At 36.2% G+C, this 17875-nt stretch carries 21 protein-coding genes; 3 read left to right on the top strand and 18 right to left on the bottom strand.

Annotation, left to right across the window (positions count from 1 at the left end):
* Positions 1-3: 3 nt before the first annotated feature.
* The 3 genes from DQM45_RS07755 to DQM45_RS07765 all read right to left on the bottom strand — a co-directional run bounded on the left by DQM45_RS07755 (position 4) and on the right by DQM45_RS07765 (position 2217).
* Positions 4-537 carry a YceD family protein gene (locus DQM45_RS07755; RefSeq protein WP_003084706.1) on the bottom strand — a complete coding sequence of 178 codons (534 nt, stop codon included), beginning with the start codon at positions 535-537 and terminating at the stop codon, positions 4-6.
* 195 nt (positions 538-732) lie between these two features.
* Positions 733-1629: a zinc metalloprotease HtpX gene (htpX, locus tag DQM45_RS07760; RefSeq protein ID WP_003085754.1), complete on the bottom strand. Its 897-nt coding sequence runs from the start codon at positions 1627-1629 to the stop codon at positions 733-735.
* Positions 1630-1662: 33 nt separating this feature from the next.
* On the bottom strand, positions 1663-2217 hold the full coding sequence (locus DQM45_RS07765) for a LemA family protein (protein WP_003084291.1): 555 nt from the start codon (positions 2215-2217) through the stop codon (positions 1663-1665).
* Positions 2218-2365: 148 nt separating this feature from the next.
* Here DQM45_RS07765 and rsmG point away from each other — a divergent pair, with 148 nt between their 5' ends.
* From rsmG to ktrA, 3 genes are all read left to right on the top strand, one after another.
* Positions 2366-3079: a 16S rRNA (guanine(527)-N(7))-methyltransferase RsmG gene (gene rsmG / locus DQM45_RS07770; RefSeq protein ID WP_003085827.1), complete on the top strand. Its 714-nt coding sequence runs from the start codon at positions 2366-2368 to the stop codon at positions 3077-3079.
* A gap of 84 nt (positions 3080-3163) precedes the next feature.
* Positions 3164-4540, top strand: coding sequence for a potassium uptake transporter channel subunit KtrB (gene ktrB / locus DQM45_RS07775; protein ID WP_003084296.1), 1377 nt, complete (start codon positions 3164-3166; stop codon positions 4538-4540).
* A 15-nt stretch (positions 4541-4555) separates the two neighbouring features.
* On the top strand, positions 4556-5227 hold the full coding sequence (gene ktrA, locus DQM45_RS07780) for a potassium uptake transporter gating subunit KtrA (RefSeq protein WP_003083332.1): 672 nt from the start codon (positions 4556-4558) through the stop codon (positions 5225-5227).
* A gap of 46 nt (positions 5228-5273) precedes the next feature.
* On the opposite strand, the gene DQM45_RS07785 is transcribed toward ktrA, so the two are convergent.
* The 15 genes from DQM45_RS07785 to DQM45_RS07855 all read right to left on the bottom strand — a co-directional run bounded on the left by DQM45_RS07785 (position 5274) and on the right by DQM45_RS07855 (position 17854).
* Positions 5274-5966, bottom strand: coding sequence for a methionine ABC transporter permease (locus tag DQM45_RS07785; RefSeq protein WP_003084048.1), 693 nt, complete (start codon positions 5964-5966; stop codon positions 5274-5276).
* A complete protein-coding gene (locus DQM45_RS07790) occupies positions 5967-7031 on the bottom strand; it encodes a methionine ABC transporter ATP-binding protein (RefSeq protein ID WP_003084797.1) in 1065 nt (354 codons plus the stop codon).
* Positions 7024-8397, bottom strand: a complete 1374-nt coding sequence (locus DQM45_RS07795; RefSeq protein WP_003083264.1) for a M20/M25/M40 family metallo-hydrolase — start codon at positions 8395-8397, stop codon at positions 7024-7026. Before DQM45_RS07795 ends, DQM45_RS07790 begins: the two co-directional genes overlap by 8 nt.
* Before the next feature lie 107 nt (positions 8398-8504).
* Complete coding sequence (locus DQM45_RS07800) at positions 8505-9350, bottom strand: MetQ/NlpA family ABC transporter substrate-binding protein (RefSeq protein WP_003083530.1); 846 nt, start codon at positions 9348-9350, stop codon at positions 8505-8507.
* Positions 9351-9612: 262 nt separating this feature from the next.
* On the bottom strand, positions 9613-10440 hold the full coding sequence (locus DQM45_RS07805) for an amino acid ABC transporter substrate-binding protein (RefSeq protein ID WP_003085517.1): 828 nt from the start codon (positions 10438-10440) through the stop codon (positions 9613-9615).
* A 132-nt stretch (positions 10441-10572) separates the two neighbouring features.
* Positions 10573-11289, bottom strand: coding sequence for a YebC/PmpR family DNA-binding transcriptional regulator (locus DQM45_RS07810; protein WP_003083499.1), 717 nt, complete (start codon positions 11287-11289; stop codon positions 10573-10575).
* A gap of 186 nt (positions 11290-11475) precedes the next feature.
* Positions 11476-12312, bottom strand: a complete 837-nt coding sequence (locus DQM45_RS07815) for an SDR family oxidoreductase (protein ID WP_003085777.1) — start codon at positions 12310-12312, stop codon at positions 11476-11478.
* A gap of 62 nt (positions 12313-12374) precedes the next feature.
* Complete coding sequence (locus DQM45_RS07820; protein WP_003084103.1) at positions 12375-12737, bottom strand: PH domain-containing protein; 363 nt, start codon at positions 12735-12737, stop codon at positions 12375-12377.
* A gap of 43 nt (positions 12738-12780) precedes the next feature.
* A complete protein-coding gene (locus DQM45_RS07825) occupies positions 12781-13497 on the bottom strand; it encodes a MerR family transcriptional regulator (RefSeq protein WP_003085759.1) in 717 nt (238 codons plus the stop codon).
* Between the two features lie 91 nt (positions 13498-13588).
* Positions 13589-14695: a nucleotidyltransferase gene (locus DQM45_RS07830; protein ID WP_003082845.1), complete on the bottom strand. Its 1107-nt coding sequence runs from the start codon at positions 14693-14695 to the stop codon at positions 13589-13591.
* A 17-nt stretch (positions 14696-14712) separates the two neighbouring features.
* Entirely contained in the window at positions 14713-15339 is a 627-nt protein-coding gene (locus tag DQM45_RS07835; protein ID WP_003084614.1) for a DJ-1/PfpI family protein, read from the bottom strand.
* 25 nt (positions 15340-15364) lie between these two features.
* The gene (locus DQM45_RS07840) at positions 15365-16105 is read right to left on the bottom strand and encodes a class I SAM-dependent DNA methyltransferase (protein WP_003084242.1); all 741 of its coding nucleotides are present in this window, start codon (positions 16103-16105) and stop codon (positions 15365-15367) included.
* A 58-nt stretch (positions 16106-16163) separates the two neighbouring features.
* A complete protein-coding gene (gene rsfS / locus DQM45_RS07845; RefSeq protein WP_003085350.1) occupies positions 16164-16517 on the bottom strand; it encodes a ribosome silencing factor in 354 nt (117 codons plus the stop codon).
* Between the two features lie 114 nt (positions 16518-16631).
* Entirely contained in the window at positions 16632-17225 is a 594-nt protein-coding gene (gene yqeK / locus DQM45_RS07850) for a bis(5'-nucleosyl)-tetraphosphatase (symmetrical) YqeK (protein ID WP_003082685.1), read from the bottom strand.
* Complete coding sequence (locus DQM45_RS07855) at positions 17222-17854, bottom strand: nicotinate-nucleotide adenylyltransferase (protein WP_003084589.1); 633 nt, start codon at positions 17852-17854, stop codon at positions 17222-17224. The genes yqeK and DQM45_RS07855 overlap by 4 nt, the downstream gene beginning before the upstream one ends.
* Positions 17855-17875: the final 21 nt, after the last annotated feature.

Raw genomic sequence — 17875 nt, forward strand, 5'->3', positions numbered from 1 at the left:
GTTTTATTCATCAAACAAGCCATCTAAACTTGCAAAAGGATTGTTCCCTTTTTTCTTTTCAGCCTGTAAAGCTCGAAACTGATCCTCTGTTAAAACTTCCCAATCATTACCAGAAGGCATTTCATCTGATTCTAATTCTTTGTCAGTTAAGATTTGTAATGGAATCGATAATAATATGTTATCAATAGCACTCACTTCTAAATCAATGCTATCACCTTCTAAAATCAACACTAGGCTTTCGTCAATCTTATCCCCCATGTCTTTAACAGCTCCTTCTTCTGCGAAAAATTCCTGTATAGACTGGGTTTCTAATCTTTCAACTGGTTCCATGGAACGACTAGAAGGTAAAGTTAATGAATAGCTTAATTGATAATTTAAATGGTAAAGACCATCATCATAGCTGACTGTGCCAACAACGTGAACATCCTTGATATCAATAATCGATGGATCACGTTCTATGAGACTTTTCTTTATCTCCAAATAGTGGTCAAATGAAATTGGTTCTTGTTTTTTCTTGATTTCTGAAATGTTTAACATAGGATCTCCTAATAATACTCTCATTTATTTTTACTATTATTTTAACAATTTGTCAATGCATTTCTGTAAAAAAAGTGCTTTTTTATCACTTCAAAAGACAGAGGTCCTTTTATCTAAACCTATTTATAATAATATAAACAGAAAACTTAATACTATCTTAGTATAAAAAGAAGAGCTTAAGGTTTCCTTAAACTCTCACATATGACGCAATCGCTCAATTCGATCTTTGATAGGAGGATGTGTACTGAATAAATTCGAAACATCTTCTTTTTTACGTGGTTCATTAATGTAGAGGGCCGCACTCGCACTATCTATGGGGCTAGATAATGGTTGAGAATCTTGTAATTTTTGCAAAGCTTTAATCATGCCTTCAGGATTACGTGTTAATTCAACTGAACTTGCATCAGCTAGGTATTCCCTCTGTCTAGAAATGGCCAATTGGACAAGTGAAGCTACTATTGGGGCCAAAATCAGTGACAAAAAGGAAAAGAGTAACAGAAATATTCCTAAAGCACTATCATCTCGGTCATCATCACGACTTCTACTGCCACCTCCATACCACATCATATGGCTACCAATGCTGGAAATTAGAGCAATTGCACTTGCTAAAGCAACTGCAATTGTTGAAATTCGAATATCGTAGTTACGGATGTGACTAATTTCATGCCCAATAACTCCCTCTAATTCCTCGCGATTCATAACTTGCAACAAACCACTTGTTGCAGCTACTGCTGCATTTTGAGGACTTGATCCTGTAGCAAAAGCATTTAAAGAAGGGTCATCGATAATGTAAACCTTTGGCATCGGTATCTGGGCAACCATTGCCATATCCTCAACAATGTGAAAAAAGTCAGGAGCCTCATCAACCGTAATTTCCCTTGCATTATTCATACTCATAACTACAGCTATGGATTGAAAAATCATACTAAAAGCATAAATAGAGCCAACAATCAGCGCGATAACTATGCCCAACTGATATGACCTAACCAATAAATAGCCTGCCGCAGCACCTATTGCTGTTAATAGGAAGAAAAAGGCGATAATGAGAATAACTGTACGTCGCTTATTATGAGAAATTTGTTGATAGAGCATCTTCTCCCCTTCTAAAAACAGATTTTAGATACCTTAGAAATTAAATTCCACTTTTGGAACTGCTTTTTCTTCATCAGGTGTTTGTAAAAATTCACTTGGTTTAAACCCAAACATTTTCGCTACGATATTGCTTGGAAAAGTTTCTAATTTCATATTGTAATTAGATGTTGTTGTATTAAACAATTGACGTGAGTAAGAAATTTTATTTTCAGTATTAGTCAATTCATCTTGCAACTTCAAGAAATTAGTATTGGCCTTTAAATCTGGATAGTTTTCAGCTACTGCTATCAAGCTCGCCATTTGTTTAGTTAGTTCATTTGAAGCTTCCATAGTTGCTGCTGGCGTTGAAGCATGAGCAACTTGTGAACGAAGTTCTGTGATTTTCTGGAAGGTTTTTTCTTCATAAGCAGCGTAGCCTTTCACGGTTTCAATCAAGTTAGGAATTAAGTCATTCCTTCTTTTTAATTGAACATCAATTTGGCTCCAAGCTTCCTTGGTATGCATCCTGCTTTTAACAAGACTATTATAGCTAGACATTAACCAAAGAGCTAAGAGTGCTATAAGGACTAAAATGATTACAAGTGTCATAGTGTTTCTCCTTTTTATCTATTGACTTAATTATAGCAATTTTCAGCCGAATAGCAACTATCAATGTTATGAAGACTTTCTTCTTAGGCATTTGTTTATCACTATAATTATGTTAGAATAGAAAAAAATCAAAAATTAAAGGAAAACAATGACCCCAGAAGAATTTTACCAAACTTTAGCAAAGTATGGATATGACCTAACCCAAAAACAAAAAGATCAGTTTAATACCTATTTTAACACCCTAATTGAGTGGAACCAAAAGATTAATTTAACAGCAATTACTGAAAAAAATGATGTCTACCTAAAACATTTCTATGATTCTATTGCTCCTATCTTGCAAGGTTATATCCCTAATCAGCCCATTCAACTTCTAGATATCGGCGCTGGAGCAGGCTTTCCAAGCCTTCCAATGAAAATTGTCTTTCCACAACTGCAAGTAACTATCATCGACTCTTTAAACAAGCGGATTACCTTCTTAGCACATTTAACTCAGGAACTAGGCTTAGATGGAGTAGCTTTTTATCATGGCAGAGCAGAAGACTTTGGTCAAGATAAGGACTTTCGCTCTAAATATGACTTAGTTACAGCACGTGCCGTAGCCAGAATGCAAATTCTGTCAGAATTAACAATCCCTTTCCTAAAAGTTGGAGGACAACTCATCGCCCTCAAAGCACAAGCTGCTGACCAAGAGTTAAATGATGCCCGCAAGGCACTTCACCTTCTCTTTTCACAAGTAGTTAGCAACCACCATTATCAATTACCAAATGGTGACGATCGGTATATGACCATTGTTGAAAAGAAAAAAGAAACACCTAATAAATACCCACGTAAAGCTGGGATACCAAATAAAAAGCCACTTTAAAAAGAATAAAGCTAAATTATTTTTAAGATTTGGCTTTTTTGATTAATTTTTGATAAGATGAAAGGGATACTTTAAGGAGGACTTATGAGACTACCACCTATCAGAACTTGGACGGTCACACAAAAATTGACCCTAAGTTTTGCTTCTGTTATTCTAATCGGCAGCACCCTGCTGTCTTCGCCTTTGACACACTCCCCAAGTGCCCATCAAGCTACTTTTTTAGATCATCTTTTCAATGTTGTATCTATGGTGTGCGTAACAGGCCTATCAGTCATACCTGTTTCCGAAGCTTATAACGGCTTAGGTCAAACGATTGTTATTTGTCTCATGCAAATTGGAGGACTTGGACTAGTAAGTTTTATTGCTTTTAGTACCTTTGCTTTAAAGCGTAAAATGGATTTGTCTGGCCACACCTTACTGCAGTCTGCCTTAAATCGAAAAGATAGTAAAAACTTAAAAGATTTTCTTTTCTTTGCTTATAAGATTACCTTTATCATCGAAATGCTTGCATGTGCAATTATCGCAATTGAATTTGTTCCTCGTTTTGGTTGGAAAGATGGTCTATTTAATAGTTTGTTTTTAGCCGTCTCTGCTTTTTGCAACGCTGGTTTTGATAATTTGGGGAGCTCTAGCCTAAAAGATTTTGTTCTCAATCCAACAATTAATTTTGTTGTCTCTGCTCTAATCATTTTTGGAGGAATTGGTTTTGCCGTCTGGCACGATATCATGGAAAACTTGAGACGCTATTTTGTTGAAAAACCAAAATGTCATGGTTTGTTTTACCGAAAACTATCCAATCAAACTAGACTAGTACTCCAAACAACTGGCATTATCTTAGTCTTAGGAACTTTATTAACCTGGTTTTTGGAAAAAGATAATCCTAAAACAATTGCTAATTACACCTTCATAGAACAAATGATGGTTAGCTTTTTTCAAACCGTAACAATGCGAACCGCTGGTTTTGCTACTTTATCCTACCTAGACACGTTAGCACCAACAAATTTTCTTTACATGATTCAAATGGTTATTGGTGGGGCTCCCGGGGGAACTGCTGGAGGTATTAAAGTAACAACTGTAGCCATTACTATTTTACTTTTAAAAGCAGAGCTTTCCGGACAATCCCAAGTAACATTCCAAAATCGGATTATCACTAGTCGAACTGTTAAACAAACAATGTCTGTTTTAATCTTCTTTATGTCAGTATTTATCATTGGCTATACCCTTCTACTCAGCGTAGAACCTACCTTAGATCCTGTCGCTCTACTCTTTGAAGCAGTTTCAGCAATTGATACCGTTGGAGTTACAATGGATATTACTCCAAAATTATCTACACCAGGCAGGGTCATCATTATGTTCTTAATGTTTATTGGACGTGTGGGGCCAATTACTTTCTTACTGAGCTTAATTCAAAGAAAAGAAAAAACAATCCGATATGCAACCACAGATATTTTAGTAGGATAGGACAGGAGAATAAATATGAAACGTAAAACTATAGGCGTATTAGGTTTAGGTATTTTTGGTAGAACAGTAGCTAGACAGCTGAGTCAATTTGATCAAGACGTGATTGCTATTGATAAAAGTGAAGCCAATGTTAATGAAATTGGCAATCTTGTTACAAAGGCCGCTGTCGGTGATATGACCGATAATGATTTTTTATTAGCAGTTGGCATTGATCAATGTGACACTGTCGTTATTGCCACAGGAAATAATCTTGAAGCGTCAGTTCTAGCAATTATGCATTGTAAAAAACTTGAAGTCCCTGCTATTATTGCGAAAGCCAAAAATAAAATCCATGAGGAAGTCCTCTATGGTATCGGTGCGACAAATGTTATCACTCCTGAACGTGACTCTGGCAAAAGAGTTGCCTCAAACATTCTAAAATGTCATATTGAAAGCATCATCTACCTTGAACATGGCATCTCAATGATAAATTTTGCTATCCCCGAATCATGGGTAGGAAAAACCTTAACGGAGTTAGATGTTAGACAAAAGTATGAATTGAATATTATTGGCACTAGACACGAGAAAGAAAGTTCCTTAGATCCAAATGTCAATCCTACTGCTCCGCTTGAACCAAATACTATCCTCGTTGCAATTGCCAATAATCATACTTTTGAAAAATTTGATTATCTTGGCTATTTAAAATAAACATTTATACGAATATAAAGAGTAGACCTCAATCAGGCCTACTCTTTTACTTATGACTAAAATATCTTGTTAAACGATCACCAGTGAATTGTATACTAAAAATAAGAAATAGTATCAGTAACGTCGCTACCCAAGTCACATCATTATTGAATCTATTATATCCATAAGAAATAGCAACATTTCCCAAACCACCAGCACCAATAGCTCCCGCCATTGCTGTTTCACCGACCAGTGAAATTAAAGTCACCGTTGAAACACGAATCAAATCTGGTAATCCCTCACTAAGATAAACACGAACAATATCCCAAAAAGTTGCTCCTGAAGCCTGTGCTGCTTCAATAACACCCTTATCAAGTTCTGAAAAGACAACTTGAACTTGACGAGCAAAAAATGGAAATGTCGCAAAAGTTAAAGGAACAAGCGCTGCATTAGCACCAAGAATTGTTCCCATTACCAAATAAGTGAAGCTTGCTAAGATAGCAATTAATATAATAAAAGGAATTGCTCGAAAAATAGATGTCACTTTATCCAAAATCCAAGAAACTACTTTATTTTCAATCACACCACCTGGACCCATTAAAACTAAGAGAAGCCCTAAAAAGAGCCCTATACTCCCTCCAACAATGAATGGGACAATAGTCATGTAGATGGTATTCCAAATTGCTAGTCCCCAGCCAGCATCACCAGACCAGCCTAGTTGATAAACATTTGGTAAATAAGTTTGAATGATACTTGACATTTATTTTCCTCTCTTTAATATCGTTAAGTCAACACCAGCTTTTGCTAGTGCTTCTTCTGCTAATCCAAGGTTTTTAGCATCGCCTTCTAAAACCAAAATCATTTCACCAACAGGAGTCTGATCTAAAATTTCAATATTCCCATATAAGATATTAGCAGTTACTTCATAATCTCTATAAATTTGGTTCAATATTGGTTCATCTGTTGACGTACCAGCATATTTAAGTTGTGCCAATAATGCATCCTTGGGCAATTGCTTAACAATTTCTTGCTGGTTGATTTTCCCTAAAGCTTCATCAATACCAGTTGCTGTCCGGATAAACTCTTGCGTTAGGGCTTGTTTGGGATTTGAAAAAATGTCTAAAACCGACCCCTCTTCAATCAAAGAACCATTTTGCATGACTGCAACACGATTACAGATATCTTTAACAATTTGCATCTCATGAGTAATCATAACAATAGTGAGACCCAATCTCCTATTTAAGTCTTGTAAGAGGGCTAATATTTGTTTTGTCGTTTTAGGGTCTAATGCCGAAGTTGCCTCATCAGATATCAAAATTTTAGGATCATTTGCTAATGCACGGGCAATGGCTACCCGTTGTTTTTGTCCACCAGATAATTGTGAAGGGTAATTATCAGCACGATCACTCAACCCTACCATTTCCAACAAATGAGTAACTTTCTCTTCCACTTCTATTTTACTCAAGCTAGAATGACGTAACGCAAAGGCAACATTTTCTTTAGCCGTTTTTTGAGCCATCAAATTAAAATGCTGAAAAATCATTCCTATTTCACGACGCTTCTCCCGCAACCCCTTACTGGATAAGATAACTTTGCCGTCTTTATAAGTTAAGTCCCCATCAATATGAATTTGACCAGCTGAAGGAACTTGTAATAAATTAATAACACGAACTAAAGTTGACTTCCCTGCACCAGAGTAACCAACAATTCCGTAAATATCTCCCTCGTTAATAGTTACTGATACATCCTTGACAGCCTCAATTTGCTTCTTACCCTGTTGGAAAGTAATAGCGATATGATTCAACTGCACCATTGCTTTATTCATAACTTTTAATAAACTCCTCAATTAATATAATATGGCGTAAATAATCTGAAATTAAAACATTTTCATCACCTGAATGATCTGAACTATTAGCATTACCAAGTCCTAAAGAAACCATAGGTACCCCTAAAGCTTCAAATACAGTATGCATAGGGCCCGTTCCTGCAGAGATCGGTAGTAAACAAACACCATGAGGATAATTATTTTCAACCGTGCTGATCAACCTAAGAACCTCTGGATTAGTTAAATCACTTCGATAGCTCTTTTCTCCAAGCGTATAGGTTAGATCGACATTTGCAAAGCCTTGTTTTTGCAAATGTTTTTTAATAGCTTCAAAGACATGATTGGGATCTAAACCTGGAACCAAACGAACTTCCATCTTAGCACTAGCATAAGCCGGAATAATCGTCTTTACGCCAGGTCCTAAATAGCCAGAAGAAATCCCTTGAATAGTAACAGAAGGTTGGAAATAATAGCGCTTCAAAAATGCTTCTTTTTCAGATTGTAAAAGTGGCAACCTCAATCCATAAAGGTTCTGCAATATGTCTCCAGTTTCTGTAGAATAGTGAACGACTAAATCAAGCTCTCTTTGATTTTCAGGTATAATCTGCTCAGAAATACCATCTACTAAAAGGGTTCCCTCCTTATCGCGCAAGCTTGAAATAGCTTCAAGCAAATACCAAGTGGCAGAATCAACAACTCCACCAAATTTCGAATGGATATCTCTTACTGCACTAGTAACCGACATATCAAAGGTCAAAATTCCTTTATTGCCTCCAGTTAATTCTAACTGATTAGACTGATTTCGGATTCCTTGTTCCCATATTAAAAGATCAGCATCTACTAACTTGTCCTTGTGCTTTACTAAATAGTTTTCCAAATCAACAGAGGCAGATTCCTCTGCGCCTTCAATAATGAAAGTTATATTCAAGGGCAGTACTGAATGCTCTACTAAATATCTACTAACAGCTGTTAACCGAGCTAAAATATGCCCCTTATCATCATCAACACCACGTCCATACATAATATCATCTCGAATATCCAAAGTAAAGGGATCAGCCGTCCACTTTTGGTCATCATCTGCTGGTACAGTATCATAATGGTTATAAAAAATGAGCTTTTTTGCCTCAGGAAAGGGACTTTTAAATTCAGCAATTACAAAGGGGGCTTTATAACTTTGATCAATAGTAACTTGAGCTCCAGCCTTTTCAAAAACCTTCCCTAAATAGGTAGCTGCATCCTTTAAGCCTATGTCTTGAGCGTATATCGATTTAATAGCTATTAGCTGTCTTAATTCTTCAAGATGGGTTTGAACAGTTGCATCATGCCATAAGTGTTGATCAAAACTTTTAATACCTTGATTATCCATTTGTCGTCCAACCTTCTAACATTCTAATATTATTATTGTGCTTTTTAGTTTATTCCCAAAATAGGATAGAGGCTAAGGATAATCATCCCAGCCTCATCTTATAACCATTACCAAACAGGAACGTCAACTCCCTTAGACGTTTTTTCGACAACTTTCTTCAAGTCATCAGTATGATATGCTTTAACTAACTTTTTAATTGCTGCTGCTTTATTGGACGATTTCCAATCTTTTTTACCTGCTAAGATATTAATCCATTGTTTAGAATTTTTATCAACTTTCTCTTTATATAAAGAGGTTTTAAAATCAATTTTAGCTGGTACTGCATAACTATTATTCACAATTGCAGCATCAGCTGATGAAAGAGCTCTCGCAGTCTGACTTGCATCAAGTTCCTTAATATCTAAATCTTTTTTGTTTTCAGTAATATTAGCAATTGTTGCTAATTGATCACCAGAAACATCTAGCTTGATTAGACCTGCTGCTTGCAAAACATAGAGGGCACGACTCTCATTTGTCGCATCATTTGGCACCGCAATTTGTCCCGCTTTTGGCAGTTCACTAACTGATTTGTACTTTGCTTTTCCTTTTTGGCTTGTTCCAGAGAATAGATGAATAGGACTAATATAGGTTTCAGCAATTGCTACTAAATTTTCTTTATTTTCCTTATTCCAGTTAGCCAAAAAGTTATAATGTTGAAAAGCATTAATATCAACCTCACCATTAGCTACAGCTTTATTAGGTTGTGAGTAATCTGTAAATTCTTTATATTTCAACTTAATACCATCTTTTTTTAGTAAGTCTTCAACTTTCTTCCACCTAGCGTCATCCGAAGTTGTTTTAGTCATAACACCTACAGTAATCGTATTTTTATCTGTTTTAGCATTTCCACATGCAACTAATACTGTTGAAGTTAGTAGAATACCTACAAAAGTGATTATTTTTTTATGTAACATGAATTGTTCCCCATTTCAAATTAGTAATATAGTTATTCTAACCAATTAAGATATAGTTTGCAAATTGATATATTTTAGTTATATGCATAGTTTAAAACTATATCTCCGATAATTATAACTGCAAAAATATGATTTCACAGATAATTATTTTCAAAGTGGTTTCCTAAAATAAAGCTTTATAAACATAAAAAGCAACTACTGATTAACAATAATTGCTTAGCTTGTATTAGCTTATATAAGAAACTACCTTAAAGTTGCTTTATTATTTTGGTAGGTTAAGTTGTTTAGCTTTAGGTGCGTAATTTCCTCCGAGATGAGCCTTAGCCAACTTAGTCAGAGTACCATCTTTTTCTAGTGCTTTAAGTCGTTTGTTTACAAAAGTTTGTAAGTCCTTTTGATCTTGACCAAAAATAAAGTAAATATATGGCTGCTCTTTGCTTTCTAATGGAATTGTTTTAAGATTATCAAGACCCTGATTTTTTATAATCGCATTAACCGTTGGAGCATCAAAAATTTTAAAATCAGATTTACCCTCACTTAGATTTGACAGCATTTGAGTGATATTTTCGTTAGTGTATTTCAACTTAACTTGAGCCGAACTGTTCTTTTTATTGAAATCTTCCAATTGGGCTGCAGTCGTTGTTCCTTGAACAACTTGTGTTGAATGATTTTTTATATCTGCATAGGATTTGATATCACTATCTTTTGGAACAACTAAAACAGATGGAGTTGTTCCAGTTGGATAAGAAAAGAGATATTTTGAAGCTCTTTCCTTTGTATAACTGATATTATTCCCAGCTATTTGATATTTACTTGAATCTAGTCCGGTAAAGATAGAAGACCACTCTGTTTTCTTAAAATTAACTTTGTATTTATTAGAATCTTTAAAGACTGCTTTAGCAACCTCCACATCATAGCCTGTTAGCTGACCTGATTTTTCATAAGAAAAGGGCGCTGTCGTTCCAACAGTTGCAAAAGTTATTATTTCTTTACCATTGGCACCAGTTGTTTTATTATTACTACAAGCTACTAAAACCATTCCGACAAGTACTGTCATGCTTAAAAAAGCAGCTTTTTTACCTTTTATCATTAGTTTACTCCTTTAGTATTATTTCATATTCTATCACCTTTGTCTTTTTCCTACCAATATTTATTCTTTATCACTCTGATAAAAAAAGCGTATCAAAAAAGAGCTCTGCGGCTCTTTTAATTATGGTGTAACTTAGAAGTCAGCAACGTTATGGTATACTTTTTGAACATCATCATCAGCTTCTAAAGCGTCTACTAATTTTTCAAACTTCTCAAGGTCTTCGCCCTCAAGAGTGACTTCACTTTGTGGAATCATCTCTAATTCAGTAACTTGGAATTCTGCAATACCTGAATCACGAAGGGCTTGGATTCCTTTATGTAGATCAGTTGGAGCTGTATAAACCGTAATTGTGCCTTCTTCTGCTTCAACATCATCAACTTCAACATCTGCTTCTAAGAGTAGCTCAAAGATAGCATCAGCATCCTCACCTGCAAATACGATAACACCTTTTTTATCAAACATATAAGAGACAGACCCTGAGGCACCCATGTTTCCACCATTTTTACCATAGGCAGTGCGAACATTTGCTGCAGTCCGATTAACATTTGAAGTCAAAGTATCAACAATGATCATTGAACCGTTTGGTCCAAACCCTTCATAACGACCTTCAACGAAGGTTTCATCTGTGTTACCCTTAGCTTTATCAATAGCTTTATCAATAACATGCTTTGGTACTTGAGCCTGTTTAGCACGGTCGATAACAAATTTGAGTGCTGAATTTGATTCTGGATCGGGATCTCCTTGTTTAGCAGCAACGTAGATTTCTACCCCAAACTTAGCATAAACCTTTGAAGTAGCACCATCTTTAGCAGTTTTTTTGGCAACAATATTGGCCCATTTACGTCCCATTAGTTTCTCCTCGCGATAAGTATTATTTTTCAAAGCTCTTTTTAAAATAGCCGAGCTATCTCATTAACTCTATTATTATAGCACTTTGAGGTGATTTGGTAAAATGGAAATTAACTCCCCCAATAGCTTCAAATACATTAACCTTTTTCCAGAATTTCTTCATTAATCGTTTTGAGAATTGTAATACTACCGATTTTTTAAATATTCCTCCAAGGAAGTTGCCGGTCTGCCCAAAACTCTTTCAATATCATTTGATATTTGGGATAATTCATCTTTAGCAATGGCTGTATAGGTTGAAACCCATGCATCATACTGCCAATCTTCTACTGGCCACTGTTTACACCATTCATAAGCTTCTTCAACAGTCTCATCATAGTATGTCACTTCTTTACCCAAATAATGACTTAGCAGTCTTGCCATCGCCTCAAGGGTTAGTGCTTGCGGTCCAGTCAGATTCAAGCTCTGATTGACCCAATTTTCGGGATTTTGAAGAATTTTTAAAGCAACAGCCGCCACATCGGAACGTAAAACTGCTGAAACCTTACCTATACCTGCTGGACCTCTTAATAAGCTAGATTGCTCAGCCATTTCTAAAAAAATATCCTGATAAAAGTTATCCCTTAAGAAAGTATAAGAAAAGCCTAATTCTTTGATGTAAGCTTCAGTTGATGCATGATCACGCGCCAAGGTAAAAGTTGAGTCTGACCTTGCATCTATGAAAGAGGTATAAATGACGTGCTTAACACCAGCCTTTTGAGCCGCTCTCAAAAAAGCTTTATGCTCATCAAGACGGCTCCGACCTTCTCTGGCAGAAACCATAAATAAGACTTCTATTCCAGTCAGCGATTGAATTGTAATTTGTGAGTCATCATAAAAAGATTGAAATATCTCTGCATTATCATATACTTTAGCATTTTGTGGTCGTCTAGCTAAATGACGGCTCTCAATACCTATGTGAGCCAATCTAGTCGCCAAGTAGCCACCAAGCTTTCCTGTTACCCCTGTTATCGCAATTTTTTTCATTTTACACCCCATTATCAATAGAGAAAAGTGCTATATCTCATAGCACTTTTGCTAATAACTAATTATAAGAGAACACTTGCAATGAGCCAATCAAAGCGTCGAATATCAATATCTCTTTTTAATTGAATCTTGATATGGCCAGCTCTTGTCCAAAGTTCCACTTCAGAGTTAAAATCAAAGGTACCGGCACTTTCAGTAGACCACATATTTATTGATTTATAAGGAAGAGAGTATATTTCTACTTTTTTACCCGTTAAGCCTTGAGCATCTTTAACAATGAGTCTCTTTGACGTGAAAATAGCAGTATCACGTATTGTTTTATAAGCGGCAATTGGTTCTTCACCTGAAACAAGAATGTCACGAACATCATCAGGAATTTGACACTCTGAAACAAAAGTCCATTCTAATGCAGTTAAATCAGTCATTTTTTCTCCTAAGTGATTTTTTTATTTATCATATCATCTCTCATTAGAGTTGACAATAAATTTTAATAGCTTTTGCCACAAAATCAGCTGTTCCTGGTCCACCCATTTTATCAATATTGTCTTTAAAACGTTGATCTGCTTTATACAGTGGGCCTAATTCAGCTAGTATTTCTATAGTACAACTATAAAAATGGTCTGTAATATAAGCTTGCAATTTTTTAACCTGAGCTTCCACTTTTTCATGATCAGCTCCTAATTCTTGCATCGCAGCAAATTCTGAAAAAATACCTGTCATCTGATTACCAATCGCTTCAAAAGTTAATTCCCCCTTTTTCTGATTGTATTCCCGATAAGCTTGAGTTGCTCCCCAACGTTCCTTAACTTCAGTTTGATACTTATCATATTCAAGATGCTCAAAGGTTTCAAATGTCATTGTTACTTCTCCTTTTTCCATTTGTTTAGCGTGAGCTATTAATTTGTCAATCTTGACTCTTTTTAATTCCAGTAATTTAATCTGATCTTTTAGGGCTTCCTGTCGATCATAGGATTGATGATTAAGGATTTGGTCAATATCCTTTAGCGGAAATTCTAATTCCCTAAAAAGTAATATTTCCTGTAATCTATGCAAATTATCATTATCATAATAACGATAACCATTTTCCTTGATGAGCACCGGTTTTAAAAGACCAATCTTATCATAGTGGTGTAGGGTCTTGATTGTAACACCACTTAATTGACTAACTTCTTTAACGGTTCTCATATTGACCTTCTTTCATTATTTTCACTAGCTTACCTCTAGTATAAACTATTACCAAAGGTTAGCGTCAAGAGCTTACAAAAATAAACTTGGCTTAGCCAAGTTTATTTTTTAATATTCTAATGGGGCTTCGCCCAAAAGTTTGTTCTGGCAGGTCAGGATGGCCTAGTCGATAGACCAAATCAGCCTGCTGTGTTGGTTTATCCCAAGGAACGGCACCGATTTTGCTGATTAAATGGACTGATTTTTTCAAGGTCTTTAAGTGAGCTTGGCCCTTTTCCGTAAAGCCTAAAAGATGAACCCCCTGCGGCAATGTCGCTTCTTGAGCATTGACCAAAATATAAGTCAAGAGGCGGCGAATCCTAGCTTTTGTATAGCGTTTTGTAGCCACTTGCTCCACTAGGTCTTCCAAGCTCGCTGCGCTCGCAATTGCCGAGCTGAGGCGACTGGCCAATTCCAGGTTAACCTGCGGAATCTGGGTCAGATCGGGATGCGTTAACAGCTGATACCTTAAAAGAGAGTAAAAGTTGTCCCAAGACAAGTGTGGTGCGGATAGAATCAAACCCGCGCTGGGCGTTGCCTGCTCTAAAAACGCTCGGTCTGAAATGTGTTTTCGGATGGCTGTTGCGGAGGCCATAAGCTGATTTTTTTCTTGAGAATGATATGCGGCGCCCTGCCTTTTGATGGGCTGTAGTCGCAAATTCTTGCCTGCGCTAGCCTTTACGTAGGCTAAAGCCAAAATGTGGTTTGGGGTCTCCCCCGAAAAATCAATTCCAGTAAACCTTTCCCACATTATCTGGTTTTTCTGAGGGTAAGAGAGGGTATTATCTAGCGTTTCAAGAAAAGCTGTCATCTGCTCAGCTTTTTCCTCATAAAGCTTTGCAATTCTATCATAATCTAAGTCTTCTTCAGTACCAAAAGCTAAAGTATCTGCACCCATCTTAGCAAGAATATCGATAGCTCCCTGAGCGAAATAATCAGCCGACTGAACAGCCACTTGAAAAGGTAGTTCGACTACAATATCGGCACCATTTTCCAAAGCTATCTGAGCCCTAGTCCACTTATCAACAATAGCCGGCTCACCTCGCTGGACAAAATTACCCGACATGGCCACAATTTTCAGGCCCTCCGCCTGCTCAAGCAGGTACTTATGGCCATAATGAAATGGATTAAATTCAGCAACAATACCTGTAACAGCCATAAAACCTCCTTAGTTAATTAATTGATATTAGGATATTGTATTAATAAATTACTCAGCATTTTCTGATAGTCATCTGGCTTTAAGGTAAAAGAAATAGCTTCATTTGGAATTTTAGGATAACCTTTCGTTAAATTTAATTTAGCTAAAACAGTTTCAGTAAATAATAGCACACCTTCAGAACTACCAACTGCGGTAATAAGATTACGATCAATATTGCAAACTCTAGGCTGATAACGGCTTTTATTTAACCACAAAAATGTATCAAAATAATTTCGATAAATGCCCCCAGTATAATCATAATCATCTAATAGTCCAGCCTTTGCGAGAATTAATGGTGATGATGAAATTGATGCAATAACAGTCTTAGTAAGGGATACTTTTGATATGGCATCTATTAAGGTTACATCGTTTACAGCAGAGAATGGGGCCATGCTACCAGTCAATAAAATAAGATCATACGAGCTCAAATCTATCTCATGTAAGGAAAAATGAGGTATCACTTGAAAACCGTCTTCACTTCTGTAAATACTTTTCTGACTAGCAATGACATCAATTTTTTCCTGATATTCTAGAGTTAATTTTGCTGTTAAAGGGGTTATTTCGTATAAGGAAAATTCTGGATAAATCAATAGGGCAATTTTCATCAAAACTCCTACATTTACATGTTTTTTATTTCTGTGCCACAAAGAACCAGCGTTGACTATTTTCAGTTGGCTCCCTATCCTCAAAATCAGCATAAACTTTGACGGACTTAAAGCCTGCTTGTTCTAAGAGAATATCGTAAGTCAAAATGTCATAGGTTCTTTCCTCATGAATTTCATCATGCCTTGAAAAAGTACCGTCTGATTCTTTCAGAAAGAAGGTCAGTTCGTGGACCACTGAATGTGGTGCCTCATCCTGATAACTGTCCCAGACCATGGCAAAATCTTCAGCATTTTCATGGTAAGAATAGCCAGGGAAAACATGGTCAGTTTGGTAGGTTGAATGGACATCGAAAATAAAGACCCCCTCAGGACTCAAGCAATTATAAACTTCCTTGAAGACATCACCAACCTCGACCTCATCTTGCATGTAACAGATAGAATCTGAATAACACGTAACAAAATCATATTTGCCAATCTTAGACAAATCCAACATATTTCCTTGAAGGAATTGAATATCTTTACTGGCAGCTTGAGCTCTTTTTTGGGCAATAGTCAACATTTCCTGACTCAAATCTAGACCTGTTACCTCAAAACCTGCATCTGCAAAACGAAGAGACTGAATCCCTGTGCCACACGCAAGTTCTAATAGATTCTTTTTGTGATCTGCTTTTGGTAAATGGCGAAGTGAAAAGTCAGTCCAGAGGTCGTATAAAGAATCGTCCATTATGGCATCATAAACAGATGCGAAAGTTTCATAAGTCGTCATGTAAAATCTATCCTCAATTTTTAAAAAACAGTCCACAACAGACTGTTATTTTTTTATCTTAAACCAATTGACTTGATACATCTACAATAGATGCATCATGCCATAATTTCTCTAAATTATAATGGTAACGTTGCTCTTCAGAGAAGATATGAACAACGACATCATTAAGGTCTAAAAGAATCCACCCCGTTGTGCTGTCGCCTTCAACATGGCTAGCATCGCCGCCAACTTCTTTGACTTTCTCACGAATATTGTCCGCAATTGCTTCCAATTGGCGACTGTTCGTTGCACTTGTAATCACAAAGTAATCTGTCAGACTAGTTAAGCCTTCTAAATCAAGTGCTAAAATATCTTCAGCTCGTTTTTCATCAGCTGCTTTAACGACAATATTTAACAGTTCTTCTTTTTTCATATAAATGTTTGTTCTTTCTTTATTTCATTAAATCTTTGAAAACAAGCACTTTCCCTACGTCTCCCCCTGCATACTTCCATAGAAGTATGGGATAAGCTACTAGTTATATAGGGCTTAAGCTTCTCTCAAGTAGTGGCAAAAGGCATTATAAGTCTCAATTGTTTGCGGGTATATTGGGACTGCCTTACTTGCTAGATAGGCTACTGTATTAACCGCTTCAAAGGCCACTGCCTTATCTAAATTCTCATTAGCTATGTGTCTTGCCTGATCAACTAAAGGAAAGTCTCTTCCCTCTTCTATATAGTCAGCTACATAGAGAATTTTGTCAAGTAAAGACATGTCTTTAGCTCCAACAGTATGAATGGCAACTGCTTTTAAAATATCGGGATCACATATCTGTAAATCTTCTTGAATTTTATAGATACCAACCAAACCATGCCAAACATTATTATTCCACTGTAATAAATCTTGGTCTAAATCATATTTTTTAATTAAATCTTTAAAGAGTTGATCAGGACATTCTTTGGCATAATCATGTAAAAGCGCAGCTAATCCTGCTTTTTCAGAATCGTACTGATTCTTTTCAGCAAGTTTTACTGCTGCCTTTTCAACACCTAGTACATGTTTAAACCTTTTTTCACTCATCTGTGAAGCAATTTTTTCCAATAGTTGCTCACGCGTATAAGGAAGATAATCTTGATAACTCATTGATAGAGCCCTTCTTTTTGAATATAATTAAGTACTGATTGAGGCATCAAATAATTTGGTTGACGCCCTTTCTTAATAAAATCCCGAATCATGCTGGACGAAATATCCATTAAAGGTACATCTACCCAAATAACTGGGTAAGAAGTACCAGCCTTGTATTTAGGTCTTTGTACACCTACAAATTGAACCATTTGGACCAATTCATCAATTCGGTGCCACTTAGGGAGATAATCAACCATATCAGCTCCGATTATAAAATAATAATCAACTTCAGGATTCTTCTCTTTAAGGAGTGCCATCGTATCATAAGTATAGGAAATTCCTTTACGCTCCAATTCAATTGTTTCAATCGCTAATCCCTCAGCTGAATTGATAGCTAATTTAAGCATTTCTAAACGATATTTTTCATCAATTGTCTCTTTTGTATCAACATGAGGTGGCTTGAATTCAGGCATTAATAAAACCTGATCTAAACCTAACTGTTGACGTACTTGATCTGCGACTACTAGATGCGCATTGTGAATCGGGTTGAAGTTCCCGCCAAGTATTCCAACCTGTTTTCTGTTAATATTTTTTTTTTCAATTTCTAATTCAACCTTTGTAAAAGGTGTTACGAGTTCTAAAGCCATTATTTCTCCAAAATGCCAACC

Origin of the sequence: Streptococcus porcinus (genome assembly GCF_900475415.1) — a bacterium.
GTDB lineage: Bacteria > Bacillota > Bacilli > Lactobacillales > Streptococcaceae > Streptococcus > Streptococcus porcinus.